Source organism: Flavobacterium sp. UBA6135 (assembly GCF_002428305.1).
In the GTDB taxonomy this organism is placed as follows: Bacteria; Bacteroidota; Bacteroidia; order Flavobacteriales; family Flavobacteriaceae; genus Flavobacterium.
In genome coordinates this window covers 13,393-40,279 of sequence record NZ_DIVJ01000013.1, presented here as the reverse complement: position 1 = coordinate 40,279, position 26,887 = coordinate 13,393, and the positions used below count along the sequence as shown (strand labels likewise).

Sequence of the window (26,887 nt, the reverse complement as noted above, 5' to 3'; positions counted from 1 at the left end):
AGATATAAAAACTCTTATGGTGCTTCATCGAGAAAAATTCACCCACTTAAGATTATTCCTCAATCATTTCTACTGTATTACAAGTGTTGTGTTCCCTGTATAATTTCTCTCCGATTATACCCTGATCACCCAATGCCCGTCCTTTTACCAACCAGGATATTCCAAACATAAAAAGCGATAGTGCTTCAAAGACAAGGGTCGAATACTTAAACAATGAAAAAGGAATCAAAACAATGAAAAGCAATATGGAATATCCGCAAAATCTGTAGATGTGATTTTCATTAAAAATGCTTACAGGAATATTTCTATTGGGTTGTTGACCAATAGTAAACACGTTGATTGATAATACTGAGAAGATGAGAAAGAGTACAGCTGCAAATACATAATGTAACCATTCTAAACCAAAGTTAATAAAAGTACATTTCATGCAGGCTCCTTCCAATGGAGAGGTGGGGATAAATGCAACACCCAATGCCATAAACCCAGCGATATTAGTAAGTAAATTGTCGTTTTTCCAAATGGATTTATTTCCATTCCCTTTGTAGCATATCAGAAAAAAGGCTACGGCACATAACGTGCTGGTAAATATTTCCCTTAAGTTAGTAAAATAATAATGGCTTATTGACTCCTGAATTTCTGTATCAAAAAATTTGAAAAGAGATAACATAACAAGAATTATCGGAAGAAAAATGCCTAGATACCCGATAGCCCTTCGTAATCTCCTGTAGGCAAACAAGTTGTGGTTCTGTATTTTTTTGATTTTCATAATTTATTTGAAATAAGTTTATTCTGTAATTAGGTCTTTATTGTTCTGGGAACGTCATCTTTTAAAAAGATAATGTTGTATCAAAAATACACATTTTTGGTTTTGTAATAAAGATGGATTAGTAAATAGCGACGTTCTTTTGCTTCTTTTCTTTGGTCGCAAATGTGAAAAGAAAAGAAGTTGTTGCAAAAACAAATAATGGGATAATGAATATCCCACAAATAATGCCGCAACCTGTTTGATAAAATGTGAGGTGCATTTTGACAAAGGGATTGCACCAATTTTAAATGCAAAAATGCGTTTCCGACCGTAGCGAGGAATTGCATTTTTGCCCGCCGATTTTGGCTTTTAGGCAACTTTAATCGGGTGGGTACGGAAGTCTTTCAGATTATGAAAAAATCCTTTGTATTCGGTCATTCCCCTGCGGAACAAGTTCCATAACAAAGAGCAACCCATTTGTGTAAGTGATGAATTGATAAATAAATCTTGATGTTCCAACGCTTCGGCAAGTGAGCAACTTGGCGTGTTGTCCTCTTGCTCGGATTGCTTCAGTAATTCGCCAAATTCATCAGTAACAAATGGCAGGCTTGCCACCGTTTTGTATTTTTCTGAATTGGATTGCTTTACCTCTCTGATAGTAGATAGTAGCACTTGTCCTGTATGTTGGCTGTTGCCAAAGTCCAACCAATATTTTGGCTCGTCTTGGTAGTGTCTGCGGTAACTTACTTCTTTAAGAATTTCAGCAACGCCAAACCTCGCCTGTACATTGTCCACACAAGTAATGGTAATGATTGCTCTTGCTTTTTCGGGTGGTCTTCCAAAATTGTCTTTTTCAAATTTTACCGTTTCGGCTTTCCAATTTGTACCTGCCCAACGGTTGCAACGATTGATTAAAGCAACGGATTTGTACAATCCTGTTTCACTTTCTGCAAAACGCTGTCTGCCTAAATTGGCACATGTGATAACATCATCATCCCAAAGGCGGACTTGTAACCCTGCGTGTCCCAACGCAATCAAACTTTCGTTTATTTCTATTAAAGCGGTCAATACTTTTGAGCCTGTGCCACCTGCTCCGATAAGGTTTACCGAAATCGGATTGGTTGGATTGAGCAGATAATCGTCTGTAAAATGGACTGCGGTTTTTTCTGTATTCATCACAATAAATTTTTAAGGGTTTTATTATTCTTTTTCAATACCTCTTTAGGAAAGGGTTTGTCTGTATTGACTAGGTCTTTCCAAAGGTTTACAATGTTTTTTTTCGTCAAGTTTTCGCATAATGAATGGCTGAAATAGGAATTGAAAAAATAATGTTCCCACGCTTGCATAAATTCCTCAACCGAAGCCGAATTTTTAATGTCAATACTTACCGTACCCATACATACATTGCCCTTTTCGTAGATATTGAAAAAGGGTACGTAATGCAATGGCGTTTTCTCGGTTGGTCTTCTGTCGTTTGCCAAAGCAAATACCGAAAGGCTATTTTTATTGGCAAACCAAAGCATTGGCGGTACTTGTGCCATTCCGCTGGGTATGCCCAAACTATCCACAAAATACAGTTGCCTTTTCTGTGCTTTGGTGTACCATAATACTGTACCTTTTTCAACATTCGGATTGAGATGCAGAATGTTTGTCGGTAAGATTCCTTTTGGTTTTAAAAAGGCTGGGTTCTTTTCTTCATCGGTCTGTAAAGCTTTTGCCAAAACATTAGCTTCCTTTACGGTTAATGGATGGGCATTGATAGGCGTTCCGTTGCTGTCCATATCGAAATGCTCCACATACATATCGGTTTCAGTTCCTTTGGCTTCATAAAAAACCAAAGCAGATTTTGGATGGTACAATGTGCCAAAATGGTCTGTTATGTCGGTTGTATTATTCATTTTTCTATTATTTTGTATTCGTATAATAATCCACTCAAATCATTCAATAAATCAAACAGACGGTTCTCAAAATCGAGGTTGGTTGTTGGTATTTCGCTTCCATCAAATCGCTTGGATATGGTAGGTTCTTCCATTGCTCCATATTCGTTAAATTCATTGTTGATGCTGTCTGCAATGCTTTCATATAGCCAACCTTTTGTATCTGCGACAAATGAAATGTACTTTTCCATTCCGATTACTTCATTTTCGTAATCATCATCATAGGGGTCTTGTTCAGGCAATGGTGCGTTTCTGAATATGCTTGCTGTGGGATATTCCGTATAAAGTGCAAAGGCATTACAAGCAACTTGCCAACATTCCCTGTCGAATGTATCAAGGCTTTTAAATCGGCTCAAACGCTGTTCAAATATCTTTAGATTAATACGGTTGAATAGCTTTTGTTCAATTTTATCGCCTAAATATTCGGCATTTCTCAACTCACTTTTGTACGCTTCGGTTTCGTCTATTTCATCGTCTTGTTCCACCCAATCGTTCATCATTTCGTAGAGCCAATACAAATAACTGTCTTCCTGCCTGTAATATGGAATTTGGGCGATATGGTACAGATAACTGCATACTGATATAAGTAGCTGTGTGGTCTTTTTACGCTTGGGGTCTTTGAGCATTTGAAAGAGTGGTACAATAGGAATATAATACAAGGTTGTACCTGTACTGTATCGTTCCTCACTTTTGAAGTAGATTTTCTTACTGTCCTGTACCAATTTGAAACTATCCCAATTGATATGGGTGCGTTTTATTTTGGCTTCCATATCCCACATAGCCAATGCTATATTGTAGGGAAACTCAAAATTTTTGGTCTGCATTGGTTCAATACTGTAATGGTCGCCAAGTTTGGAAAGGGACTTATAGAAATCACTCTCCGTTTTCTGACAAGCCTGTACAGATTGTGCTGTTTTCAATTTTGGTAGAAACGTACATTTTAGAATACCATTGGTAGCATTGCTATGGGGACGGATTTCTGTTTGTCTTTCTGCACTTGGCTTGTGTCCTTTGGTCTTTGTAGCCAATTTGCGAACTCGCTCAATTGTCGGTATAACTGCTGTTGTCGTTTCTGTTCGGGTATGCTGATTGTTCCCGATATGATATTGCGTTGCATAATTCATCGTTTTATAATTTTGGTTAACCTTTCGTTCCCATTACGCTCTCAAATTTGTACTCTACTGCATCATCTTTGATTTGCGGTGCAGATACTTTGGCAGTGGTCAAAATCGGGTACATATTGGCGTAAAAATTCATTACGGCTTCCACGCTCCAACGTGGTTCGGGGTCGGTCAATCTGATGTCCTGTCCTTTATCTTTGAGTATGAATACTCGCTCTAATTGGGTTGCTAATAACATAATGCTCGTTTTTAAGTGTTAATACTGTTCTTCTTCGTCCGCTTCATCAATGGGATAATCGGCAGTAACTTCTTCCTCTTTTTGCGGTTCGGGTTTTGCTTCTTCCATTGCCACGAAAAGGCTCGGTGTTCCAAACTTGTCGGACAATGATGTTTTGCGTTTGCGTATCTCGTCCGCTTTTTCGGGAAACTCCGTTATATCAGGAACTTTTATCCACGCTTCACGGAATTTGCCCTCTTTCTCCAACTCGTCCACCTTTGCGATTGCATCTTTAAACTTCTTGTCTTTGGCTTCTTTCTCCTTTTTGGCTTTCTCGGTTTTTTCCTTTTCGATTGCGGATTGCTTTTTAACTTCTTCCAATTGTTTTAGGAATTTTTCCATATCTACCATTAATCCCGATACCTTTTGTATAGGTTTGGTTATCTGCTCAAAAAATCCCTCGTCAAATTCTTGGGGCGTGGCGTTAAATGTCAATGGGGGAATACCGTTTTTGGCGTTATCTCCGCATTGTTCGTTGTTGAGCATAACCGTTACAATTAGGTTGCTTTCTATTCCTTTTGAAATGTTCAGTTGCAATACTCCTGTAAAGTCCAACTGCTGTATTTGATTGAAAAAATTTGTGTTCATTGCTTTTCGATTTTAGTTATTGTTACTTGCTTTTTTATTGCTTTGAGTTTCTCGTGCATATCCTCCCAATAGGCTTTTTGTCGTTTGTCGAACTCGGAGAAACTTTTATCCTCGTGGCGGTACTCTTTGTATTGCCTTGCCATTTCAATAGCTTCTTTAAGGTTCGTTACCTCAATGGAGCATCCGTTCAAGTCTGTTATTTTCATAGGAATGATAGTTTGCGTTCTAAAAGCGTTTCCAATATCTCACAATTGCTATCGTATGTTTCCCCCTCGAAATGGTAAGTGTCCGTTTCTTCATCAAAAGAATAGGTTTCCAGTTCTTCATCGCTTAAACACACATCGTCCAAAATCCCATTTTGATAACTTGCCCTGCCATATACTCCGTTTCCCATTTCCTCATAGTCCTGTATAAAAATCACTTTATATTTTTCTGCTATGTTTCTTAACACTTCTGTATTGGGCGACCACTTTGTTTCATACTGAAATACGCCCTCGTCTCCCTCGTTCCAATAAATATTGAAGAAATACCCTCCGTTGGTATCGCTCGAAAAGTCGGGCAGTTGCCCTTCTTCGGTCTTATCTTCCTTTTCCTTCATTGTTTGGAAAAGCTCTTGTATCTGTTTGATTGCTTCGGGTTTTCCCTCGAAAACAACCGTAATACTGCACCAATTTGCCATAGTTTTTATTTTTATAGGCTACCACCGTTTAAAGTGGTAGCCTGTGGTTATTTAATTAAGATTTAGGATTTCTGCACCTTCTAATGCAAAATCACTACACAATTCAAATGCTTTCTGTGATTTGAGTTGGGCAGTACCACCCAATACAATACATTGCAACTTGGCTTCATCGTTCTTGTAATTTCTCACGTTCTGATAGTAGCCTGTAACCGCATTATACGCTCCGAATAATGTGCCTTTGGTAGTGTCCATTTGCTGAGTGTCGCTTACCATCGCATAGGCAAAAGCATCCTCAACCGTATTTTTGAACACGGTGGAGATTTCATCTTCTGCACCTTTTTTGATGAGGTCAAGCGTTTCTTTATTTGGGCAAAGTGCCAACTGTATTAGCTTTCTCACCTCTCGGTCTGATACCTTCACTTTTGCCCACTCGTTAAAAATGTTCTCTAATTGGTTGCTCAATGTGTTGGCAAGTCCCATAATCTTGTGAGCGTTATCGATACGTTGTTTTGCTCCCGAAGTATGTTTGATACGGACTACATTGGTCATATTGCGAAGTGAAGCATTCAGCGTATTTTGGCAAACAATTCTAACAGGTGTAAACGCGGCTGTGATACTACCGCTACCATCGTGCGAAGTGGTTAGGAAAATGTACTTTTCCGTTACATCATCCCCATTACCAACTCGGATATAATCGGGCAATTTGGCTGTAATAAATATGCGTTCTCCGTTGCCTAACGCTCCTGCGGTTTCATAGAGAATACCCTCACCACCGCCTACAATGGCATCAAAGAAATTAAAGGCTTCACGATTTTGTACAATGTGGTAATCCTTACCGACTACTCCCAATACTGTATTGTTATCGGTGCGAATGTTGGCGAAATAGTTGGGTACTTCCAATTCGCTACTGCCTATCTCGATGCCATTAGCTGTTTCAATAATGCCCGAACCTTTGGTAAATATTGGGGATTTTACGACTTCGTAATCTAACCCTGCGTGCTTGATAGCTTCTTCGCTTGTTGGGTATTGCTCCACGATTTGCCCCAAACCGTGCCATGCTTTTTGTTGTACGCTAAAGAATGAATAACGTCCTGTTCTCTCGTTGAAATTAATGTTGTGTGCCATGATATAATGATTTTAAATGTTTAAATACTCGTTGTTAAAATGGGAGGTCGTCCTCTGTTCCCTTTGGTGTTCCCTTGCTACTTTCAGTTTGTGTAGTAACCTGTACGGTTTCTGCTCTCTTTCCACCTCCGTGCAGTTTGATTTGCGAAGTATGGAAATTCAGTCTTGACCTTGGCTCTCCGTCTTTGCCTGTCCATGCTCTTGTACTTACTCGTCCCGATAATTCTACCAAAGTGCCTTTTGTAAGTAGTTTGGCTACATTCGGGGTTATCCAATAGGAGCAGTCGAAATATGTTGTTTGCTCTACACGTTCTCCTTGTCTGTTGCGGTAGTTGTCGTTTGTCGCTACTGAAAAGTTTACTACTTGTTTTTCTTGTGACGTTGTGCGTACTTCTGCATCCCTTGTCAGTCTTCCTGTAATGTTCATAGTTTTTCTTGTTTAAATGATTTATAATACTGTTACATTTCCTTTTCTTCCTGCTCCGCAAAGCTTTTTTCCAAAAGAAAAAACGGAAAAAAAGAAAGCCTTCATAGGGTATGGGCAATTGCAAAAACCAAAAGGAAACGGAATAATTGGAGGGGTACCCTTTGGGGAGGAAACCGTTTATGCCGTAGTCTTTTGGTAGGGTGGTGCGGAGGATGCCCATTACACCTTAGCTGCCTTTTTATCCGTTTCGCATTGGAAAAAGTTCTATTCCAATTAGATTTATTGATTTTGTATAACTGATGTGGATGAAGAAAGTTGTTTTTAAGAAAGGAGGGTATTGTAATTGGAGAATGTATCTATCTTCTAAGAGAATTTTGATAAATTTTCCTTTTTTGGAAAATTTACATCAAATGCCAAACAAATCCATTGAAAGACATTGGATTTAAGCTAGTGATATTGTTTTGTAGATTAGTTATTATTTGTAATGTAAAGGAATAGGAATATTGGAATAGACAAGTAGGGGATATTTATGGAAATAGGGGCACAGATGCACTTAAAATTTTTTAACTCAAAGTGATTTAATGAAACAATTTACATTAGAGGATCTGCCAAAAATGGTTGGAAAACTTTATAAAAAGCTAGATAAGATTGAAAAATTATTGAAAAATAAAAGCCAACTAAAAGGAAATGATGATGAGGAACTCCTAACTATATCAGGTGCTTCAAAGCTGTTAGATCTTTCTGTAGCTACAATATATACCAAGGTATGCAAGAATGAGATTCCTGTTAATAAGCAAGGAAAACGATTGTATTTTTATAAAACGGAGTTACTAGATTGGATAAAATCTGGACGGATCAAAACTATTGCAGAAATACAACAGGAAGTGGAGTTGAAACTCAACTCCACTAGAAAAAATAAAGACAGATAGCTTGTCTTTATTTAAGATTAATCCTGTTTGCTGCTTCGCGTTTTTTCTCATCAATGATTTTTGTATAAATCTGTGTTGTTTTTACATTTTTGTGTCCCAGCATTTTTGATATGGTAAATATATCTGTGCCTAACGATATCTGTAGAGTAGCATAAGTATGACGAAAACAATGGAATGTAATATGTTTAGTAATGCCAGCTCTAGTAATCCATACTGGCAAGACACGATCCACATCCCATTTTTTTAATCCAAAAAATACATTTTGACTTTCATCCCCGCGTTTTCCCAAGATATTACGGGCATCGTCTGAGATTGGCATTGTTGCCAATCTTTCGGTTTTCTTTTGTTTAAACCTTATATAATAGCCGTCGTTTTCAAAATACTCTATTTCTGACCATTTCAGTTTTGCTATATCCGAATACCTCATGCCTGTTAAGGTCGAAAAAATAGAAATACGTCGCACAATGTCGTTAGAGCAATCAGTATTGAATAGTTTTTTTGCCTCTTCAATAGTCAAAAAGTTACGTTGTGATTCCTGTTCTTTAATAGAATCTACACTTGCATTAATATCAGTCCTTAACTTTCCTTCTTTGTATGCTTTTTTTAGTGTAGCTTTGAGTTTGTTATGATAAGATAATGCTGTATTAGGGGACAATGTTTTTTCAATATTTCTAAGGCTTTTTGCTTTCAAAAGATAATCCCTGAAGTCTTCCACCAATGAAATGGTAACATCTTTGAATTGGAGATGCTTTCCCTCAAGAAAATTTTCAAAATGAGTTATGCTGCATTTCCAAGTACTTAGATTATTATCATTCTTTTTTTCTGCAAGTTTTCTAAAATATTTCAAGAAAGAAGTTTTCCCGATTTCTTGTATTTGAAGCTGTTCTTGTTCAAATGAGGAATATATGTTTTCCTTATTAATTTCATTTTGTCTTCTGATTTGAATCAATTCAGCTGCCCGGATATTTTCAATATTAGAAATTTTTTGAGTTTGGCTTCTTGGTTTTTCAAATATATAAAGCTTAAGGAATTCTCTTCTTGTTAACTTATTTGTTTTTTGATTCAAGATTGGAGGATAAAAATCAAGATATAAGGACATTCTATCTTTTGATATTGTTTTTTTTCTTAAAGTTACATTACTCTTCCCCATATTCAGTTATATTAAAAATTATGTCAATATCATTTTTTGCCACATATGTATATTTCCCAATCGAATATTTCGCGATTCCTTGTCTTTGTATAAGCGTGTAGAGTGCCCCTGATGATATGTTAACCTTTTGTTGTATTTGAGTAATGGTATAACAGTTTTCTATTCCAGGAAACTTCTGTATCGATTTTTCTGTTTCAAATGCTGTTGGCAATGAAAAAAAAGCATCTAGGTCACACCTTCTCAATACAGTTCTTGTGCCAAATTTGGCAATATCAAGTTCCCCTCGTGAAATCATCCTGTAAACAGTTCGGCGACTTATTCCAAACAATTGGCTTACCTGATTTATATTAAGAAATTCCTGAATTCTTATTTTCTCAAGATCAGGATTCTTAATAAGTTCTGTTTGCTTGTTGCTTGTTGCAATCTTTACTTGTTTTGCCAGTTCCTTGTACCCTCTTCTATTACAGATGTGGGAGCAATATCTGGTCTTTGTTGTTTTTGCCGTAAATTCTTTTTTACAGAATTCACAGATTCTTGTAATCCTAATGTTTGTACTCATAGAAATGTGACTTTAAGTGTCTCACTGTGTCTATGTGTGTCTATATGTGCCATAATTTCGCCAAAAAAATTACTTTTTTTCAGGCTGATATTTCGAGGTACAAATGAGGTACAAATTTAATCAAAATATCGCATAATATCCAAATAAAAATATAAATAAAAACGAGTTAAAATATTGATTAACAATATATTAACTCGTTTACTTGTTGATGTTTTGTGATGTTTTGTTTTCCTATTTCCCAATACAAAAATTAGCAAAAATATTCCCCAACAGCTCATCATTGGTCACTTCGCCTGTGATTTCACCAAAGTGATACAAGGCTTCGCGGATGTCAATCGCCATTAAATCAGAACTGATTCCTGATTCCAAGCCCCATTTTACTTTTTGGATTTCTTCCAGGGCTTTTAAAAGCGAGTCGTAGTGACGGGAATTGGTAACAATGGTTTCGTTATTTCGCAACGCACCGGTGTTCACAAAAGAAAGGAGGGTTTGTTTGAGTTCGTCGATGCCGATGTTTTGTTTCGCTGAGATGGTTTCAGGTTTCAGGTTTAACGTTTCAAGTTGTTGGTGAATGTGCAGTAATTCTTCTTGGGTTAACAAATCAATTTTGTTAATCACAACAAGTAATGGTTTTAAAGGGTATTTGTTCTTCACCTTTTCAATTTCACTCAGGTACTCTGCACTTGAAACCTGAAACCTGAAACTATCAAACAAATACATTACCACCTGTGCCTGTTCGATCTTCTCAAACGTCTTTTTAATCCCGATGCTTTCCACATGGTCCGTAGTCTCCCGAATACCCGCCGTATCGATGAATCGGAAACCAATGCCGTCAATCACCAATTCATCTTCAATGGTATCGCGAGTGGTGCCGGCAATGTCGGAAACAATGGCTCGCTCTTCGTTCAATAACGCATTCAATAGGGTAGACTTCCCTACATTGGGTTCGCCTACAATCGCAATCGGAATACCGTTTTTTATCACATTGCCCACGGCAAACGAATCAATCAGTCGTTTTAATACAAAGGCTATACGCGTAAGCAACTCGTTGAACTGTGTTCTGTCTGCAAACTCCACGTCTTCTTCGGCAAAGTCCAATTCCAATTCAATCAACGAAGCAAAGTTCAATAGTTCTTGACGCAGTTGTGCAATCTCATTGCTGAAGCCACCCCGCATTTGCTGCATGGCAATTTGATGGGAGGCTTCATTGTCAGAAGCAATTAAATCGGCAACCGCTTCCGCTTGGGATAGGTCGAGTTTGCCGTTTAAAAACGCTCGTAAGGTAAACTCACCGGGTTTTGCCAAGCGACAATTCTTTCGTAAAAACAGTTGTATGATTTGTTGTTGAATAAAAGTGGAACCGTGACAGGAGATTTCCACCACATCTTCACCTGTATAGGAATTTGGATTTTTGAAAATAGAAAGCAACACCTGGTCGATTACTTTTTTGTCATCCACAATGTGTCCTAAATGAAGCGTATGTGTTTTTTGTTTCGTGATGTCTTTTCCCGAAACCGATTGAAAAACGGAAGCCGCAACCGCAATGGCCTCTTTACCTGACAGTCGGATAATGGCGATGGCTCCCGAGCCGGATGGCGTGGCTAATGCGACAATGGTTTCATTTAAAATCATGCTTTCTTTTTTTTACAAAAGTAACAATTTTATTCGCTCTAAAGAAGCAGTTGCTTTTGAGGTGTTTTAACAATTTACAGGTCGATTTAACATAACAATTGATAAATATCATGCGGCTTTTGAATCATAAAGCGTAACTTTACGTTAGAAATTAAAAAACCACCAGTCATGACACGAATATTATATCCAACCGATTTTTCAAAAGCTTCACTAAATGCTTTTGTTTATGCTTTGAAATTGGCCGAAGTAACAAAAGGGGAGTTGTTTGTATTGCACGTTTATGAGTTGCCTCAATTGCATATGGGAGGCTTGCCAAGTACCTTAAAAGAAGTATATGATTCTATTGAATTGGAAAACTTTGAAAATCTAAAAGACCAAATTCCGATTTTACGACGCATAGCCGAGGAGAATAATTTGGGTCACGTACAAATGAGTCACATTTTAAAACACGGTGATTTGATTTGGGCCATCAAGAAAATTGTTAAAGAAGAACGCATAGATTATGTGGTGATGGGTACCAAAGGAGCCAGTGGTTTAAAAGAAACCTTTTTAGGGTCTAATACCGGAACCGTAATCATCGAATCTGAGGCAATTGTTATTGGTGTTCCCGAAGAAGCGGCTTTCAACGAAATTAAGAACATTGTTTTTACTACTCGTTTTAAAGAAAAAGACATCAAAGCTCTCAAACAAGTGATACAACTCGCTCAAGCTTTCAAAGCAAAAGTGCACTGTTTGTATATCAAAACAGCAAAATCAGACGTGAAGGATGTGGTGATTCAAGATTGGAAGTTTCTGTTTAAAGACGATGAAGTGGTGTTTCATATCATAGAAAATGAAAATGTCAAACAGAGTATTCTCGACTTTACGAATGACTATAATGTGGATTTATTGGCCATGCTCAACTACAAACGCGGTTTCTTTGAAGAGTTATTTAACCAAAGTTTGACACAGAAATTAGCGTATCATGTGAAAGTACCGATTTTGGCGATACATGAGAAGTAAGGGTTTAAAAGTTTAATAAGGTTTAAAAGGTTTAAAAAGTTTAAAAGTTTTAAAAGGGTTTGTTTAAACCCTATAAGTCCTATAAGTTTAAAACCCGTTGGGTGCAATTAGAATTATTTAATTCCTACTTACTATCACAAAACGCTATCGATTTTGTCATTCCGACGAAGGAGGAANNATTCCTCCTTCGTCGGAATGACAAAGCAACTGTTGATACTAGAGATTTCAATACTTACACAACAGGTTAAGTTCAAAACTAGTTGAGGCAAAGTTTATCCTCTTAAAGTATAGTAGCAACTTATATGACTTATAGGGTTTACTTTTTTCTGTTAGTAATAAATCCGTGATGATTTGCAATCGTACTTATGAAAATAGTATATTAGTTGCAAATTAAACTAACCATGGAAGAAATTCAACAAACCAAAAAGGGCTTTGTAGCTAAGGCTCTTGACTTTATTGAGCGGAAGGGTAACAAACTCCCTGATCCTGCTATTTTATTTTTTGTTTTAATGCTGTTAATATGGGTGTTATCTGCCTTTTTTTCAACGGTATCTTTTGCAGAGATAGACCCAAGATCACAAGCACCTATTACCATTATCAATTTATTAAGCGGTGGGTCATTAGCGGCTTTTTTGGCCAATATGGTCACCACATTCACTAGTTTTGCACCGCTGGGCATCGTGTTAGTTGCCATGTTAGGTGTAGGTGTTGCCGAACATGCCGGATTCATCAATGCCGGATTAAAAACGATGTTGAGCTTTACACCGAAAGCCTTACTAACTCCCATGTTGATTTTAGTTGCCATAGTGTCTCATACGGCAACGGATGCGGGCTATGTTTTGGTAATTCCACTAGGCGGTGTTATTTTTTATGCTGCAGGCCGTCATCCCTTAACGGGAATAGCCGCTGCATTTGCGGGGGTTTCAGGAGGTTTTAGTGCCAACTTTATTCCGTCAGGAATTGACCCGTTATTACAAGGTTTTACACAATCGGCAGCACAAATTATTGATCCTGCCATTCAATTGAACCCGTTGAACAACTGGTTTTTTACGTCAGCTTCCACCTTGTTGATTGTGCTTTTGGGCTGGTACATTACTGAAAAAATTGTAGACCCAAGATTGCGAAGTGTAACCGTTGAAGTCAATTCAGAAGAACAACCCAAAATGGATTCCTTAGACGCAAAAGAGAAAAAAGCCTTTTGGGTGTCTTGTGGTATCATGTTATTGCTATTACTAGGCTTGTATTTTTGGGCCGCACCTGCTGATTCTGCGTTACGAGCAGAGACCGGTGAGATTGCTGTTTTTACAGCTCCATTGATGCGTTCTATTGTTCCTTTAATCTTTATTATTTTCTTGGTTCCGGGTGTGGTTTATGGTATGATGTCAGGCACGTTCAAGAAATCAAAAGACATTATTGACAGCATGACCAAATCCATGAGTGGGATGAGTTATTATATCGTAATGGCTTTCTTCTGTGCGTTGTTTATCGATGCGTTTGCCAAATCCAATTTAGGAGCTTTATTGGCTTTAAAAGGAGCATCTGCTTTGAAAGCGATGGCACTCGCACCGGAAATTACCATTGTAGGTATTATTTTATTGACGGCTTTTGTCAATTTGTTTATTGGTTCTGCTTCGGCAAAATGGGCGTTAATTGCTCCGATTATGGTACCGATGTTAATGCAATTGGGTATCTCTCCCGATTTAACGCAAGCGTCCTATCGTGTAGGGGATTCGGTTTCTAATATCGTGACGCCGTTAATGCCGTATTTCCCGTTGGTAGTGGTTTATTGTCAGAAGTACGTCAAGAACACGGGAATTGGTACGCTTGTCTCCATGATGATTCCGTATTCCATCGCGTTTATGATTGCGTGGACGATATTCCTTTTGGCGTATTGGGCTTTAGGAATTCCTTTAGGGTTGCAGTCAACGTATGAGTATATTGCTCCGTAAGTAGCTTTTTTATATGATAGAAAGATCCTTATTTCAATTGAAGTAAGGGTTTTTTTGTATAAATAAGGAGGGGAACTTAAAATGGTATCCATAGGAGTCATGTAAGTTCTTATGAGGGCTATTCTAATGCTGAAAGTAAAATCACAGAAAAAAAATACTTGAAATTTATTTCGTAAATTTGCAATATGAGAGAAAAAAATCTTTACATAATTGCAGGTTGTAATGGAGCAGGAAAAACTACCGCTTCTTTTACAATTTTACCTGACATTATTAACTGTAAAGAGTTTGTAAATGCTGACGAAATTGCGAAAGGTTTATCACCTTTTCAACCTGAAAATGTTGCATTTGAATCTGGTCGAATAATGTTGAACAGAATTAACGAACTACTTAAAGAAAATAAAAGTTTTGCTTTTGAAACAACACTCTCTACAAGGAGTTACAAAAACAAAATTAAAACAGCTCGTGAAAAAGGATATACAATTACGTTGTTATTTTTTTGGTTGTAAAATGTGGAATTAGCAAAAGAACGAGTTAAGATTAGAGTTTCAGAAGGTGGACATAACATTGAACCTGAAGTCATTGAAAGACGTTATTTTAATGGAATAAAAAATCTTTTTGAAATTTATCTGCCAATTGTTGACGGAACATTGATATTTGACAACTCAGAAGGGAAACACGAACTTTTGGCGATAAAAACAATTGATGGTCAGCTAAATATTATTGATGAATTAAAATTTAAAAAACTAAAAGCATATGACAACCGTTGAAAAACAATTAGAATTAAAAGATAAAATACTAATCGGACTTGAAAAAGTTTATGAAAAATTAATTGAATTTAAAAAACAGAAGAATACTGAACTTGTGATAATTAAAGACAACAAAATTGTAAAAATCAAACCCGAGTAAGAAAGCACATCACCCAACAGTGATTATTTATCATTGCATTTTGAAATCAAAACATAAAAAACCGAAACAATTCACCCTCCGATTCAAACGAATCTTTTGGTGTGGATTATAAAAATATTTTGATGCCATTAAACTAATTTCAGTTCTAGATTACTATTATATTTTTTACTATTTTTATTGAAAGGTAAATTAAGAGTAGTTTTTATTAATTTATTTGTCCACACGAAAGGATTTATGGGCAGCGGCGTCTTACTTATAATTCTACTCATGGTATAAGCAATAAAACTCAAGATCATTCTAAAAATGGAGCTTCCTTTTTACCTAATTCGTATGCTCATGATTACAGCTATTATGAAGGAACCCATATACTAGAGCGAGTAGATAATAATTCTACCAATGAGTTTGAGTATTTTAAATACGATCAAAACGGAAATATGACTTATAGGAATGATCAAAATAATTCTGAAAAGTATTACTTATGGGACGAATCTGATCGTTTGCGAGTTGCTGTCGACAAACAACTTCATCATTACATTTATGATGCCGGAGGTCAACGTGTATTGAAAGCTTCTTCGTCGATGGAAGCTTTATATGAAAACGGACAACTGGTGGACACTTCGATACAAATGGGGAACTACACTTCCTATCCAAGTGCGTTTTTAGTTGTGGACCCCGATGGTGTATACAGTAAACATTATTATGCCGGAGGCCAACGTATTGCAGCCCGTGTTGGACAAGATCATGCTGATTCTTTGTTTCCGGAGGACAGTGGGTCTTCTTGTTTCGAGAAACTTAAGGGGCGTAGCGTTAGTGAGCATAAATTACTACAACAAACCGATTTGAAAATCTATTTGGAGCAAGGTGGTATAAAAGGCCAACTGCGATTTAAAAACTATATACCGAATTCTGAGAAAGAAGCGGAGTCCAACGATACGACAGCTTCGGAGGCGGAAAGTACTTATGTTGCTCGAGCGGAGGACCAAATTTATTATTATCATCCAGATCATTTAGGTACCGGTACATTTTTAACAGACATTAACGGATTACCTTACGAATTTTTCTTAAATTTACCTTTCGGTGAAACGATGGCTGAACAGCATAGTCAAACGGCTGACTATGAAAACCGTTGGAAGTTTACGGGACATGAGTTGGATAAAGAGACCGGTTTGTATTATGCCGGGGCGAGGTATTATGATCCGAAGATTAGTATTTGGTTGAGTGTGGATCCAATGACAGAGCAAGATCCTGGTTGGACACCATACAGGTATTGTTATCAAAATCCCATAAATATAATTGATCCAGATGGTATGCATGAGTATACTTATGACACCGAAGGGAATGTGAAATTAGCTAAAGAAACTAAGGACAAATTTGATATGATTTATTCATTAGAAGATTATAATGGAGACAAAAAAAATGGTCTTAAAATTAACAATACGAATATCTTATCAGGATTATTACTTAAAAGAGATAATATAAAAGCCCAACATCACTCAGATAAAAATACTATTTTAACGGGAATTTATACTACTTCAAATTCTAAAGCTGAATTGTTAAAGTTATTTGAATTTTTTTCACAGAATGCAGATGCTGAATGGACTCTTCAAGGTAATGGAAGCAAAGATAATATGATTGTTGCATTGGGTAGATACACAGGTGGTTTTAATAAAAATGGAAAGTGGATACCTTCGACTGATCAAGCAATAAAATTTGAGGGTGTATTGGATGGTTTTAACGATAATAATTTAGTGTTCCACTATCATAATCATTCGGGGGAAACATCCAATGATTTTAATCCATCACCCAATGATAGTATGAATGCCTTACGTAGATTAAAACATTCACCAAATGCTGATATTTCGATATATATGCCAAAAATAACTAAAGATAAATACAATAAAGTTAGACCAGCAGGACGACCAGCAATTAACTATGAACCATCAAAATACTTAAGATTAGACAAAAATTATTTAAAATATATTAAGTGATGAAAGCTGGTAAAATTTTAAAATATTTTTTTTTATTAATAATTTATATAATTCTAATCAATTGTAACTCCAAATATGAAACAGAATTAAGTAAAATAAAAGTATTTTTAAGTCAAAATGAAAAGAGAGATTATCCTTCAGATGCAATCGAAGTAATTAGTATTAAAAAAACTAAAAATAAAATGCAAATTGATTGCTATTATTTAGACATTTTTAATGCACCTTCAAAGACAAATGCTAATGTATGTTTTTTTAATACAAAAATTTTGTATAACCATGAATTGTCTTCCTATGATAATGTTTTGAACAATTTGAAAGCTGGTGCTAGAATAGAAGATAATAAAAGTTATTTTAATGTTGATCTTTCTTATAATAAACAAGATAATTTAGATGAATTGAATCAACTTTTTGAGAAAATAATTGACGATTTTAATAAAAGTAATTATGGTAGTGATTTAATGTTCTTTATCTATTTCTATGAAGGTAGAAATTATTGTTTTCCGCCGCCGCCGCCAGCGATTGAAATCCCAGTAGATAACTAAAAAAATATTATTATTCATGTAAATCCCATACTACGTCAAATTAGTTTGGGATTTTTTTCCATCATGTAATATTCTATAAGGTAATGTAGTTAAATAAAAACCTTACATATTACATTACAAATACAAAACATCTCCTATATGTTCTGTGGTTTTTATGACTAAGTGTTTTCACTAGTTAAATTATATTGAAAATTAAGTGTTTTTACGTATTGACCGCCTTTAGTTTTAAAGTTAAATTTGGCTGTTACTGTTTTTTACAGAAATACGTTTTGTCTATTCTGTAAATTACACTAGCGTGTACTTCTCATGTAACCGGTGATGTTTTTATTTTATTTTTTATAGTACACCTTGAAATTCGTTTGTGCTTTTTTATTGTCAAACGCGATTCTACGTTTTAACCAATTTAACTAAATAAAATGAAAATTAAAAACACCATCAGGTATTTGTCCTTGCACAAAGGATTATTCCTCTTTCTTTTCGTATTGCTAAGTTGTAGTACTACACTTTTTGCTCAACAATCCGGTATTCTTTTTTATTGGGATTCTCAAGTAGGATGCTTGGCTTATGAAGAAGACAGGATAAAAGAGGTATTTATCGAAACCATAGGAGAAGGTAGCTGTACTAAAACCTGTGAAAATAGTGTTGTTAACTATAGCCTTCAAGGCAATAGCATTGCACAAGTTGATTGGAGTGTTTCCGGAGGAGTTATAAGTTCCCTATCCGGAGATCAATTACACGCTGCCATCACATGGGGATCTTTTGGAAGCGGTTTTGTCAGTTTTACAATTACACTCATCGACCAAACCGTAATACAAAAAGTTTTTTGTGTAGATATTATTAAAGGACCTGTTGCTGATTTTACCGTTGCCGGAATCAATGTGAATATGGATTTTTGTGCCGAAGTACCTTTGTATTTTAATAACAATTCTCATCCTGATGGAGGTACACAATTGATTTCTTATTTTTGGGATTTTGGAGATGGTACCTATTCCTCTGAATTTGAGCCCACTCATACATATATGAATTCAGGGCCTTATACCGTGATTTTGGAGGTTAGAAATGAATGTCATTGTATTGCAAAATATGCATTAAATATACGGATAAACAGACCTGCTTTACCGATAAGCTGTCCTACAGTAGTATGTGAGGGAGCCATTGAAAATTATACTGTAGAAGGAGCGGAATGTGAGATTAAATGGAAAGTGGAGGGTGGCCATATTGTTTCATATCCTGATTCAAATTCTGTTCAAGTCATTTGGGATGATGTGGATGACGAAGGTTTTGGTTATTTAAGTGCTTTAAATGAATGTGAATGTCCTGTTTGGACAACAGTAAAGATTCCTGTTATAAAACAAAATGGAGCAATTCAAGGTGAAACAGAGCTATGTGTTTTTAACCAGTATCGTTATACATTGCCGCAATGGCCAGGCACTTTTTTTGAATGGTCTATCACTTACCTATCAGGTGGTACAACAGCAACAAATGTAATACAAACCGATCAGTTGAATGAGGCTGTTGTGAGTGCTCTAGATCCCGGAATTTATTTATTAAAATGTGTTTATCAAAATGAATTAACCGGGTGTGGCGGTGTAGCAACGCTTACATTAAACATTGATGAAAGTCAGGACATTTTTGGTGATATAGCTTTGTGTAAAGGATCGACAGGTAATTATTCAACTAATTTCCCCAATACCACTTGGCAATTAAGTTTAGGTCAAACTGTACTTAATGTTGGATCAGGAAGCAGTTTCAATTATCTTTTTACTCAAGCAGGGACTTATGCTCTTTCTGCTTCTTCGCCGGATAGTTGTGAAGATAAGACTATATTTATTTCTGTTTATGAAACAGGTTCTTTAAGTTCTACTATTACCGGTGATGATTTAGTTTGTAAAAGCCAGCCTTATACCTATTCTATGCCGTCTGCGGCCAGTGGTTTTAGCCTCGTTTGGTCTACTGTTGGTGGCACCATTCAAGGTCCGAATACAGGAGATTCAGTGGTACTTATTTTTGATGATCCAGTACCTTCTACAGGTTATTATGAGGTAATTGTTCAAATGCAGCGGAATGAGTCTCCCTTTTGTCCAACAGAGCCTCTCATTTTAAAAGTTTATCCAAAAGAGGTTGTTATAGAAATTGAGAATGTAAATAATTTATCAACTTTTTGTCCAAGTTCCTTTACTGCGTTTACATTTGATTTTGATTATATGAGTGATGTAGAAGATATAACATGGCGTATTGAAAGTGTAACGGGTAACACTAATTTTGGAAACATTACGGCAGGGCAAGGGACTGACACGGTATCTGTTTCATGGAATGAAATTTCAGAAACCAATTTAGGTAAAGTATATTTGGATATCCGCTTTTGTGGAAAAGTAGAAACGTTCGAGTTTGATGTAACCTTGGCTGCGACACCAACTTTAAGTTGGAATTTGCTTCAAACAGTTATCTGTGCCGGTGATTTTAACCCTTTCTTTTTAGAAATAGAATCAGATATTACACTTGATTTCGGGACAATTATTTGGGATTTAGGAAACGGGTCTACGTATTCTCAAACTATTACTTCTCCCGGAACAACTTTTGCGAGTGGTATGCTCAACTTTCAAAACATTTACGATACCGACATTTTACAAACAATTACTGTTTCAATTGTTAACCCCAATGGATGTGATACTACTGCTACCTTACTTGGTGAAGTTACCGTATTACCTTCTCCTAGAATTGCCATAACACCCGGCTATAATTATGGGATATGTCTTGACTCTAGCGGCAACTTTAGTGTCAATCTAACTGCAAATGTGCAAGGAGGATTAACTTTGGTAGGAGCACCAGAATGGTATAAAGAAAATGGAACGACACCTATTTATGTGGGAAGTGGTGTAAATATTACGATAACTAATGCTACCGGTTTTGGAGAGTATTATGCGTTGGCCATTGCAGATAATGGATGTGTGAGTAAATCGCGTAAAATAGCAATTTACGAATATTGTCCACAGGCTTCATGTGCGTTGAGCTTTACACCGGTGGTTAGTGCCTCTATAACTAATCAAAGTAATTGTTATTCTTTTCAATTAACCGGATCTTTTACACACACACCTGCTAATGTAACTTGGTTTTATCCTTCTACTACAGGATTGACATTAACCTCTTCTACGGATACCACCGCAAATTTTGAAGTGCTTTATCCAGGTAATTATGTGGTTTTCTATAGGGTTTACTACCTCAATGGAGAAGGACAAATGTGTATGGTACAAGATGCTGTAGAAATCAATGTTCCATTCCTGTCTGATATTCGTTATGAATTATCCTGTTTAGGTCAAGGTTCGTATGATTTGACCCTTTTAGATAATTCTACACATATATTAACTGACGCAGAATTAGATTATTTGGTTTATACATTTTATATAAATGGCTCACCTGTTCAGTCGGGTCCTAATTCAACTTATAATACCACCACTTTAACAGCGGGAACCTATACCTTAGGATTGCAATTGAGCCATCCGCTTTATCCGGATATAATTAGTTGTATGTCGGAAACCACGCTTACTTTAGATGGTGATCCCGATACGAGTTTTACTATTTCTCATAGCCCTAATTGTACAGAACAAGCGGTATTATTAACTTTGAATACTCCAACTATGGCAGGTTATCGTTATGAATGGCGATTTGACGGCACCGGTTTTATAATACCTAATCCCCAAGATAATATATTACCAACCATAATTAATTTAAAAGATAGCAATGGAAATTTAGTGGCAATAACTTTATTTATAACAGACCCTAACGGCTGTATATTTTCTAATGTTGTTTCAACGGAAGATATTGTTTCGTCTGCAGATTATACAAATGGAGAAATAGATGGTGGAGGTGTCTTTTGTTCCGGAGAATTAGTATCATTGGCGTATTTTAACTCTCAAAGTACTCCGTTTAGCTACCAATGGATGCAAGGTAGTTTACCTATAGTTGGAGCGACTTCATCCACATATTCGCCTACACAAAGTGGTACCTATTGGGTGATTTTATATGATAATTTTGGTTGTTCAGACCGACGTACTCCTGCCACTACGGTTACCTTTTACCCGGCACCAAACGTCAATTTGAATGGTCCGGATGTTGTCTGTGCTGATACGAACTTTGTTTTAACTGCAACAGTGAGTGGTGGCAGTAGTTTAGAAAAACGCTGGCTACGCAATGGTGTTGTACTACAAAATTGGTCAGTCTCCACTCCAACAACCTTAAGTTTTTCAGAAAGTGTTGCGGGTAGCTACTATTATCGTATCGAAGTTCGCGATGCCTTAAACGCTAGTTGTTCGTCTTGGTCTGAGTTTGAGGTTACTGTGTTAGAAGCTGCCGAATTGGACGTTTCATATGTTTTATATAATTGCAATCCTTATGAAGTTAAATTGATGGCTTCAGCAACACAAAGTGGAGGTACTTTTTTATGGAGTAATGGTGCAAACGGGGAAAGTACTGTGGTGAATGCCGGTGGAGCATATAGTGTGACTTATATTGCGGGCAATGGATGTGCGGTTACCAAACAGCTATTTGTTCCTAAAGATCCTGCCATTTATTTGTGGTTGTTTCCGTCGGGTTGTGTGGAATTGTGTAAGGAAGAATTGGCCACTAAAATTTTATTACCCGCACCTAATGCTCAATTTAACCATTTCAGTTGGGATGTGGATACTGTTCCTGATTCTTTTGGCACAGGATTTTCCCCTGTATATCAACTGGGAGGTAATGGTTCTTTGGATTTAACGTTAGAAAATGAGTTGTGTCTTGTAAAGAGTAATCCGTTGATTATTTCAGAAATTTCATGTGAAAAGTGTGACCCAACATTGGTTTTTGAAGAGATAAACTTGTATACTGAACCGTACACTTATTTTGAACTTCAGGGGTATTATCATAATAATTCAGGTGGTACTGTTATCCTTGAAATTTCTTCACCACAAAGCTACGGTGTGTTTGTGCCGTCAAGTGCGTATGTACCTGCCGGAACAACACATCATTTTAATCCGCTCACTTTTATTCCATCCAATAGCTATCCCGGAGGGACAATTGTTATTCGTTTTTTACTGAAAGACAAAAACGGAAACATTATCTGTTTTGCTGATAAAGAAGTTGAGTTAGCTAATGAAGTACGAATAGCATCACAACCTGACAGTTTAAAAATTGTACCTAACCCTACTGTAACTGTTACTTCAATTGACTACGATTTGGGAGCTTTTCATGAAGGGCAAATTAAAGTCTATGATATGCTTGGTATTCAACGCGGTTCAATAAATTTGAAGGAAGCCATAGGAAGTGTGCCTTTTGATGTGAGTGCATTACCAACCGGAAACTATGTTGTGGTACTTTTTGCAAATGGGAAAGCCCTACAGCAACAAATTTTGGTAAAAAAATAAGTATCTTTATACCGCAGGTGTCCCAAAGCCTGCGGTTTTTTTATTTGAATTTAAAACAATATAGCTATGAAAAAACAACTAACCTATGCATTTTTCTTTTTTCTTTTTTCTTTTTTCGGTTATTCCCAAACCTATGAGTGGCAATGGGCTCATCGTGGGGGAGGTAATCAAAACGCAGGAAGTAATGCCTCTTGGCAGCCAAGTTTGGAACAGATTTATGATGTAAAAATTGATCAGGATAACAACTATTATTTTGCGGGAGCGGTTACTAATTTTAACCCTGTATTTATGGGGCAGACTATCACTAAGTACGGGACTAATAACATAGATACCGATGTTTACATAGTTTCTACTGATTGTGAAGGAAATTATCGATGGCACACCACTTTAGGAGGGCACGCAAGTGTTTCATATGTTTCTATTGATTTAGATAATCTTGGTGGATTGTATATTTCTTTTACAACAGCTAATTTTTCACGAACCAATAATACAAATGTACCCCCACATTATGCACCGGGTGTTTTTCTAGGACCCGGAACCTCAAATACTCCTAATCCAAATAATAGGTCTATTACTTTAATTAAATACAGTACTTCTGGGAGTTATCTATGGCATCGCATGCCTCAAGATGAAAATGTTACGACTGTATATACTCCCGGTTTTTTTGAAACAAGGGGACTTGGTTATTCTTTGATTGTTGAGCCGAATGGTACCATTCATTGGCATTGCAGGTTTGCACCGGGCAATCATTTGAACGGAGCACTTGTTGTGCCTACGGATGTTAGTGAATTTCATGCCATTTTAAAATATGATAAGGATGGCAATTTTCTTAGTCATATTCCACTACCCTTTACTGGTGGAGTAGGCCCTAACTATACCAAGCTCCATCGCGATCCACTTAATAATAGGTATTATTTTTATTTTACACCTGTTAATTCAAGTGGTTTATCTGCAACAACTTGGGAAGGAGAAACGCTTACTGCCGCTGGTGCTGTTTATGCATTAGATGCATCGGGTATGGAGCTGTGGCGAAAAGTAGCTTCTTCACCAACAACTCTCAGTGCTTCTATTGTTGGTTTAACGACAGATGAACAATCTAATGTTTATTTAACCGGTACTGCGGGTAATCAAACTATTAATAACATGTATGCTTCTTTAGCGGGTTATACATTTACTCAATTTTCAACGAGTCCATATCTTATTAAATTGAATTCTAGTGGTGCTTTATTGTGGGGTACTAATTTAAATCCTTCTACTGGTGCAACAAATCTAAATGATTGCAATTGTCCAGGACGTTCACTTACAATAAACGGTGACGAAGTTGCTTTAGCAGGGAGTTTACAGGCCAATTCCTGGGGAAGTTTGACAATGCCACGTAGTTATGGAGATGGCGTAACACCGGTTTTGGTCAGATTTAACAAGTCAACAGGAGTTCCCATTGCGATGAATGATGTTAAGGATGTGTTGGGTGTCATTTCATCGGAAGAACTTATGACAGTGGCCACAGACCTCAATGGTAATTATGTTGTTGGGGGTTATGCCCGCAGTACTATTTTTTTGAATCATCCTACTATTGCACCATTAACTACCAATGGTGGTTATAGTGATTTTTTTATAGCCAAGTTGGGAAATACACCATGTGCACCTCCGTTATCGGTAGATGACCAAGTGAAACCCGCAGTTAAGTTATATCCCAATCCAACCAGTGGTATGTTGTATATCGATGCTACCGATTTAAAAGGGTACATGGTTTATAATTTGTTAGGTCAGGAGCTGCTTCGTGGCGAGTTTACCGGCACATCCAATTATAGTATTTCTTTGGAAGGGCTTAGTAAAGGGACTTATTTGGTTAGGTTATTAGGTTTGGATGGAGCTGTTTCTATGGAGAAGGTGTTGCGAGAGTAGACATTGAGTACAATTGGTATGAATTTTAATTTTAATAAATACTGCGGTAAGTTCAAAATTGAATTTACTAACAGACGGAAGATAAATTTATGAAAAGAGCACTATTTTGTATTAGAAAGAAACTATTCCAATTAGGGTTTATGATTGTTTTTCTACTTGGTTTTAGTGGTTTTGCACAGACTTATTCGTGGCAATGGGCTCATCGCGGTGGAGGTAATCAGAGCATTATGAGTAATGGCTCCTTTCAACCTCAGCTAGAACAAATATTCGATGTCAAAATTGATCAGAATAATAATTATTACTTTGCAGGATCAGCCATAAATTTTAATCCTGTGTTTATGGGGCAAACAATAACAAAGTACGGAACTAATAGCATCGATACTGATATTTATATTGTTTCTACTGACTGTGATGGTAATTTTAGATGGCATACTACTATAGGAGGTCATGTAGGTGAATCCTATATTTCAATGGATCTTGATACTCTTGGCGGTTTGTATATTTCATTTTCTACGATTAATTCATCACGTAGTAACAACACGAATGTTCCTCCTCATTATGCACCTAGTGTGGCATTGGGTTTTGGGACTAATGGAGCCAATCCCAATCCAAATAACAGAAGAATAGCCTTAATTAAGTATGATACTAGTGGAAATTATTTATGGCATCGTATGCCTCAAGATGAAAATGTTACATCAACCAACCAACCTGGTTTTTTTCAAGGACTTGGAACAGGTTATTCTTTAACAGTAGAACCGAATGGTACTATTCATTGGCATTGCCAATTTTCACCGGGAAATCATTTGAACGGTGCTCTTATTGTACCAACAAGTGTGAGTGAGTATCATGTCATCTTAAAATATGACAAAGATGGCAATTACCTCAGTCACATACCACTACCCTTTACTGGAGGATCAGGACCCAACTATACTAAGCTCCATCGCGATCCACTTAATGATAGATATTATTTTTATCTTACACCTGTTAATTCAAGTGGTTTATCTGCAACAACTTGGGAAGGAGAAACGATTAACGCAGCTGGAGCTGTTTATGCATTAGATGCATCGGGTATTGAGTTATGGCGAAAAGTAGCTTCTTCACCAACAACTCTCAGCGCATCTATTGTTGGATTAACGACAGATGAGCAATCTAATGTTTATTTAACCGGTACTGCAGGTAATCAAACTATTAATAACATGTATGCTTCTTTGGCGGGTTATACATTTACTCAATTTTCAACGAGTCCATATCTTATTAAATTGAATTCCAGTGGTGCTTTATTGTGGGGTACTAATTTAAATCCTTCTACTGGTGCAACAAATCTAAATGATTGCAATTGTCCGGGACGTTCACTTACGATGAACGGCAATGAAGTTGCATTAGCAGGGAGTTTACAGGCCAATTCATGGGGAAGTTTGACAATGCCGCGTAGTTATGGAGACGGTGTAGCACCGGTTTTGGTTCGATTTAATAAAACAACAGGAGTTCCCATTGCGATGAATGATGTTAAGGATGTGTTGGGTGTCATTTCATCGGAAGAACTTATGACAGTGGCCACAGACCTGAATGGTAATTATGTGGTTGGGGGTTATGCTCGAAGTACTATCTTTTTGAATCACCCTACTATTGCTCCTTTAACTACTAATGGTGGTGATAGTGATTTTTTTATAGCCAAGTTGGGAAATACACCATGTGCACCACCGTTATCGGTAGGTGACCAAGTGAAACCCGCAGTTAAGTTGTATCCCAATCCTACTAATGGTATGTTATTTAAAGATGCTACTGATTTAAAAGGGTACATGGTTTACAATTTATTAGGACAGGAATTGCTTCGTGGTGAGTTTACCGGCACATCTAATTATAGTATTTCTTTGGAAGGGCTTAGTAAAGGGACTTATTTGGTTAGGTTATTAGGTTTGGATGGAGTGGTTTATATGGAGAAGGTGTTGCGTGAGTAGACATTGAGTTATATAGGTTTTAATCTTAATTTTAATAAATACTGCGGTAAGTTCAAAATTGAATTTACT

At 36.7% G+C, this 26,887-nt stretch carries 23 protein-coding genes and 1 pseudogene; 11 read left to right on the top strand and 13 right to left on the bottom strand.

The features are described from left to right. Positions 1 to 52 precede the first annotated feature (52 nt). The 10 genes from B3L86_RS04060 to B3L86_RS04015 all read right to left on the bottom strand — a co-directional run bounded on the left by B3L86_RS04060 (position 53) and on the right by B3L86_RS04015 (position 6,899). Positions 53 to 667 (bottom strand): hypothetical protein, encoded by a 615-nt coding sequence (locus B3L86_RS04060; RefSeq protein WP_291115297.1) that lies wholly within the window; start codon positions 665 to 667, stop codon positions 53 to 55. 447 nt (positions 668 to 1,114) lie between these two features. Further along, the gene (locus B3L86_RS04055; protein WP_291115294.1) at positions 1,115 to 1,921 is read right to left on the bottom strand and encodes a PRTRC system ThiF family protein; all 807 of its coding nucleotides are present in this window, start codon (positions 1,919 to 1,921) and stop codon (positions 1,115 to 1,117) included. After that, a complete protein-coding gene (locus B3L86_RS04050) occupies positions 1,921 to 2,643 on the bottom strand; it encodes a PRTRC system protein B (protein WP_291115292.1) in 723 nt (240 codons plus the stop codon). The genes B3L86_RS04055 and B3L86_RS04050 overlap by 1 nt, the downstream gene beginning before the upstream one ends. After that, a complete protein-coding gene (locus tag B3L86_RS04045) occupies positions 2,640 to 3,806 on the bottom strand; it encodes a hypothetical protein (protein WP_291115290.1) in 1,167 nt (388 codons plus the stop codon). Before B3L86_RS04045 ends, B3L86_RS04050 begins: the two co-directional genes overlap by 4 nt. Positions 3,807 to 3,822: 16 nt before the next feature. Beyond that, positions 3,823 to 4,041 carry a PRTRC system protein C gene (locus tag B3L86_RS04040; protein ID WP_037438461.1) on the bottom strand — a complete coding sequence of 73 codons (219 nt, stop codon included), beginning with the start codon at positions 4,039 to 4,041 and terminating at the stop codon, positions 3,823 to 3,825. An 18-nt stretch (positions 4,042 to 4,059) separates the two neighbouring features. Beyond that, positions 4,060 to 4,668 (bottom strand): PRTRC system protein E, encoded by a 609-nt coding sequence (locus tag B3L86_RS04035; RefSeq protein WP_291115278.1) that lies wholly within the window; start codon positions 4,666 to 4,668, stop codon positions 4,060 to 4,062. Next, complete coding sequence (locus tag B3L86_RS04030) at positions 4,665 to 4,874, bottom strand: hypothetical protein (RefSeq protein ID WP_290859407.1); 210 nt, start codon at positions 4,872 to 4,874, stop codon at positions 4,665 to 4,667. The genes B3L86_RS04035 and B3L86_RS04030 overlap by 4 nt, the downstream gene beginning before the upstream one ends. Beyond that, complete coding sequence (locus B3L86_RS04025) at positions 4,871 to 5,347, bottom strand: hypothetical protein (protein ID WP_291115276.1); 477 nt, start codon at positions 5,345 to 5,347, stop codon at positions 4,871 to 4,873. Before B3L86_RS04025 ends, B3L86_RS04030 begins: the two co-directional genes overlap by 4 nt. Before the next feature lie 51 nt (positions 5,348 to 5,398). Then, positions 5,399 to 6,472 carry a DUF932 domain-containing protein gene (locus B3L86_RS04020; RefSeq protein WP_291115274.1) on the bottom strand — a complete coding sequence of 358 codons (1,074 nt, stop codon included), beginning with the start codon at positions 6,470 to 6,472 and terminating at the stop codon, positions 5,399 to 5,401. A gap of 34 nt (positions 6,473 to 6,506) precedes the next feature. Beyond that, positions 6,507 to 6,899 carry a single-stranded DNA-binding protein gene (locus tag B3L86_RS04015; protein WP_291115272.1) on the bottom strand — a complete coding sequence of 131 codons (393 nt, stop codon included), beginning with the start codon at positions 6,897 to 6,899 and terminating at the stop codon, positions 6,507 to 6,509. Between the two features lie 16 nt (positions 6,900 to 6,915). On the opposite strand from B3L86_RS04015, the gene B3L86_RS04010 reads away from it, so the two are divergent. Together B3L86_RS04010 and B3L86_RS04005 are read left to right on the top strand one after the other, a co-directional pair. Then, positions 6,916 to 7,098 carry a hypothetical protein gene (locus B3L86_RS04010; RefSeq protein WP_291115270.1) on the top strand — a complete coding sequence of 61 codons (183 nt, stop codon included), beginning with the start codon at positions 6,916 to 6,918 and terminating at the stop codon, positions 7,096 to 7,098. A gap of 382 nt (positions 7,099 to 7,480) precedes the next feature. Next, positions 7,481 to 7,828: a helix-turn-helix domain-containing protein gene (locus tag B3L86_RS04005; RefSeq protein WP_291115269.1), complete on the top strand. Its 348-nt coding sequence runs from the start codon at positions 7,481 to 7,483 to the stop codon at positions 7,826 to 7,828. A gap of 7 nt (positions 7,829 to 7,835) precedes the next feature. Here the strand turns inward: B3L86_RS04005 and B3L86_RS04000 are convergent, their stop codons facing one another. From B3L86_RS04000 to mnmE, 3 genes are all read right to left on the bottom strand, one after another. Continuing rightward, positions 7,836 to 8,978, bottom strand: a complete 1,143-nt coding sequence (locus tag B3L86_RS04000) for a tyrosine-type recombinase/integrase (protein WP_291115267.1) — start codon at positions 8,976 to 8,978, stop codon at positions 7,836 to 7,838. Beyond that, positions 8,965 to 9,537, bottom strand: a complete 573-nt coding sequence (locus tag B3L86_RS03995) for a helix-turn-helix domain-containing protein (RefSeq protein ID WP_291115265.1) — start codon at positions 9,535 to 9,537, stop codon at positions 8,965 to 8,967. The genes B3L86_RS04000 and B3L86_RS03995 overlap by 14 nt, the downstream gene beginning before the upstream one ends. Before the next feature lie 231 nt (positions 9,538 to 9,768). After that, positions 9,769 to 11,169, bottom strand: a complete 1,401-nt coding sequence (gene mnmE, locus B3L86_RS03990) for a tRNA uridine-5-carboxymethylaminomethyl(34) synthesis GTPase MnmE (protein ID WP_291115263.1) — start codon at positions 11,167 to 11,169, stop codon at positions 9,769 to 9,771. A gap of 168 nt (positions 11,170 to 11,337) precedes the next feature. Here mnmE and B3L86_RS03985 point away from each other — a divergent pair, with 168 nt between their 5' ends. From B3L86_RS03985 to B3L86_RS03945, 9 genes and pseudogenes are all read left to right on the top strand, one after another. Beyond that, positions 11,338 to 12,171, top strand: a complete 834-nt coding sequence (locus tag B3L86_RS03985; RefSeq protein WP_291115261.1) for a universal stress protein — start codon at positions 11,338 to 11,340, stop codon at positions 12,169 to 12,171. Positions 12,172 to 12,572: 401 nt separating this feature from the next. Further along, entirely contained in the window at positions 12,573 to 14,120 is a 1,548-nt protein-coding gene (locus B3L86_RS03980; RefSeq protein ID WP_291115259.1) for an AbgT family transporter, read from the top strand. A 185-nt stretch (positions 14,121 to 14,305) separates the two neighbouring features. After that, a pseudogene (locus tag B3L86_RS03975) lies at positions 14,306 to 14,887 on the top strand (zeta toxin family protein). Continuing rightward, complete coding sequence (locus B3L86_RS03970; RefSeq protein ID WP_291115257.1) at positions 14,874 to 15,026, top strand: hypothetical protein; 153 nt, start codon at positions 14,874 to 14,876, stop codon at positions 15,024 to 15,026. The pseudogene B3L86_RS03975 and the gene B3L86_RS03970 overlap by 14 nt, the downstream one beginning before the upstream one ends. Positions 15,027 to 15,460: 434 nt before the next feature. Next, the gene (locus tag B3L86_RS03965) at positions 15,461 to 17,014 is read left to right on the top strand and encodes an RHS repeat domain-containing protein (RefSeq protein WP_291115255.1); all 1,554 of its coding nucleotides are present in this window, start codon (positions 15,461 to 15,463) and stop codon (positions 17,012 to 17,014) included. Then, positions 17,014 to 17,556: a hypothetical protein gene (locus B3L86_RS03960; protein ID WP_291115253.1), complete on the top strand. Its 543-nt coding sequence runs from the start codon at positions 17,014 to 17,016 to the stop codon at positions 17,554 to 17,556. The genes B3L86_RS03965 and B3L86_RS03960 overlap by 1 nt, the downstream gene beginning before the upstream one ends. Positions 17,557 to 17,972: 416 nt before the next feature. Then, positions 17,973 to 22,955, top strand: a complete 4,983-nt coding sequence (locus B3L86_RS03955; protein ID WP_291115251.1) for a PKD domain-containing protein — start codon at positions 17,973 to 17,975, stop codon at positions 22,953 to 22,955. Positions 22,956 to 23,021: 66 nt separating this feature from the next. Beyond that, positions 23,022 to 24,860, top strand: coding sequence for a T9SS type A sorting domain-containing protein (locus B3L86_RS03950; protein WP_291115249.1), 1,839 nt, complete (start codon positions 23,022 to 23,024; stop codon positions 24,858 to 24,860). 89 nt (positions 24,861 to 24,949) lie between these two features. Further along, positions 24,950 to 26,818, top strand: coding sequence for a T9SS type A sorting domain-containing protein (locus B3L86_RS03945; protein ID WP_291115247.1), 1,869 nt, complete (start codon positions 24,950 to 24,952; stop codon positions 26,816 to 26,818). The last annotated feature ends 69 nt before the right edge of the window (positions 26,819 to 26,887 follow it).

Excerpts from the sequence above, each read along its gene's own strand:
- B3L86_RS03965 (WP_291115255.1), top strand. The coding sequence starts at position 15,461 with ATGACTTATAGGAATGATCAAAATAATTCTGAAAAGTATTACTTATGG.
- B3L86_RS03945 (WP_291115247.1), top strand. The coding sequence starts at position 24,950 with ATGAAAAGAGCACTATTTTGTATTAGAAAGAAACTATTCCAATTAGGG.
- B3L86_RS04020 (WP_291115274.1), bottom strand. The coding sequence starts at position 6,472 with ATGGCACACAACATTAATTTCAACGAGAGAACAGGACGTTATTCATTC.
- B3L86_RS03955 (WP_291115251.1), top strand. The coding sequence starts at position 17,973 with ATGAAAATTAAAAACACCATCAGGTATTTGTCCTTGCACAAAGGATTA.
- B3L86_RS03985 (WP_291115261.1), top strand. The coding sequence starts at position 11,338 with ATGACACGAATATTATATCCAACCGATTTTTCAAAAGCTTCACTAAAT.
- B3L86_RS03970 (WP_291115257.1), top strand. The coding sequence starts at position 14,874 with ATGACAACCGTTGAAAAACAATTAGAATTAAAAGATAAAATACTAATC.
- B3L86_RS04055 (WP_291115294.1), bottom strand. The coding sequence starts at position 1,921 with ATGAATACAGAAAAAACCGCAGTCCATTTTACAGACGATTATCTGCTC.
- B3L86_RS04035 (WP_291115278.1), bottom strand. The coding sequence starts at position 4,668 with ATGAACACAAATTTTTTCAATCAAATACAGCAGTTGGACTTTACAGGA.
- B3L86_RS04005 (WP_291115269.1), top strand. The coding sequence starts at position 7,481 with ATGAAACAATTTACATTAGAGGATCTGCCAAAAATGGTTGGAAAACTT.
- B3L86_RS04045 (WP_291115290.1), bottom strand. The coding sequence starts at position 3,806 with ATGAATTATGCAACGCAATATCATATCGGGAACAATCAGCATACCCGA.
- B3L86_RS03960 (WP_291115253.1), top strand. The coding sequence starts at position 17,014 with ATGAAAGCTGGTAAAATTTTAAAATATTTTTTTTTATTAATAATTTAT.
- B3L86_RS04000 (WP_291115267.1), bottom strand. The coding sequence starts at position 8,978 with ATGGGGAAGAGTAATGTAACTTTAAGAAAAAAAACAATATCAAAAGAT.
- B3L86_RS04015 (WP_291115272.1), bottom strand. The coding sequence starts at position 6,899 with ATGAACATTACAGGAAGACTGACAAGGGATGCAGAAGTACGCACAACG.
- B3L86_RS04060 (WP_291115297.1), bottom strand. The coding sequence starts at position 667 with ATGTTATCTCTTTTCAAATTTTTTGATACAGAAATTCAGGAGTCAATA.
- B3L86_RS04010 (WP_291115270.1), top strand. The coding sequence starts at position 6,916 with ATGATTTATAATACTGTTACATTTCCTTTTCTTCCTGCTCCGCAAAGC.
- B3L86_RS03950 (WP_291115249.1), top strand. The coding sequence starts at position 23,022 with ATGAAAAAACAACTAACCTATGCATTTTTCTTTTTTCTTTTTTCTTTT.
- B3L86_RS04040 (WP_037438461.1), bottom strand. The coding sequence starts at position 4,041 with ATGTTATTAGCAACCCAATTAGAGCGAGTATTCATACTCAAAGATAAA.
- mnmE (WP_291115263.1), bottom strand. The coding sequence starts at position 11,169 with ATGATTTTAAATGAAACCATTGTCGCATTAGCCACGCCATCCGGCTCG.
- B3L86_RS03995 (WP_291115265.1), bottom strand. The coding sequence starts at position 9,537 with ATGAGTACAAACATTAGGATTACAAGAATCTGTGAATTCTGTAAAAAA.
- B3L86_RS04050 (WP_291115292.1), bottom strand. The coding sequence starts at position 2,643 with ATGAATAATACAACCGACATAACAGACCATTTTGGCACATTGTACCAT.
- B3L86_RS04030 (WP_290859407.1), bottom strand. The coding sequence starts at position 4,874 with ATGAAAATAACAGACTTGAACGGATGCTCCATTGAGGTAACGAACCTT.
- B3L86_RS03980 (WP_291115259.1), top strand. The coding sequence starts at position 12,573 with ATGGAAGAAATTCAACAAACCAAAAAGGGCTTTGTAGCTAAGGCTCTT.
- B3L86_RS04025 (WP_291115276.1), bottom strand. The coding sequence starts at position 5,347 with ATGGCAAATTGGTGCAGTATTACGGTTGTTTTCGAGGGAAAACCCGAA.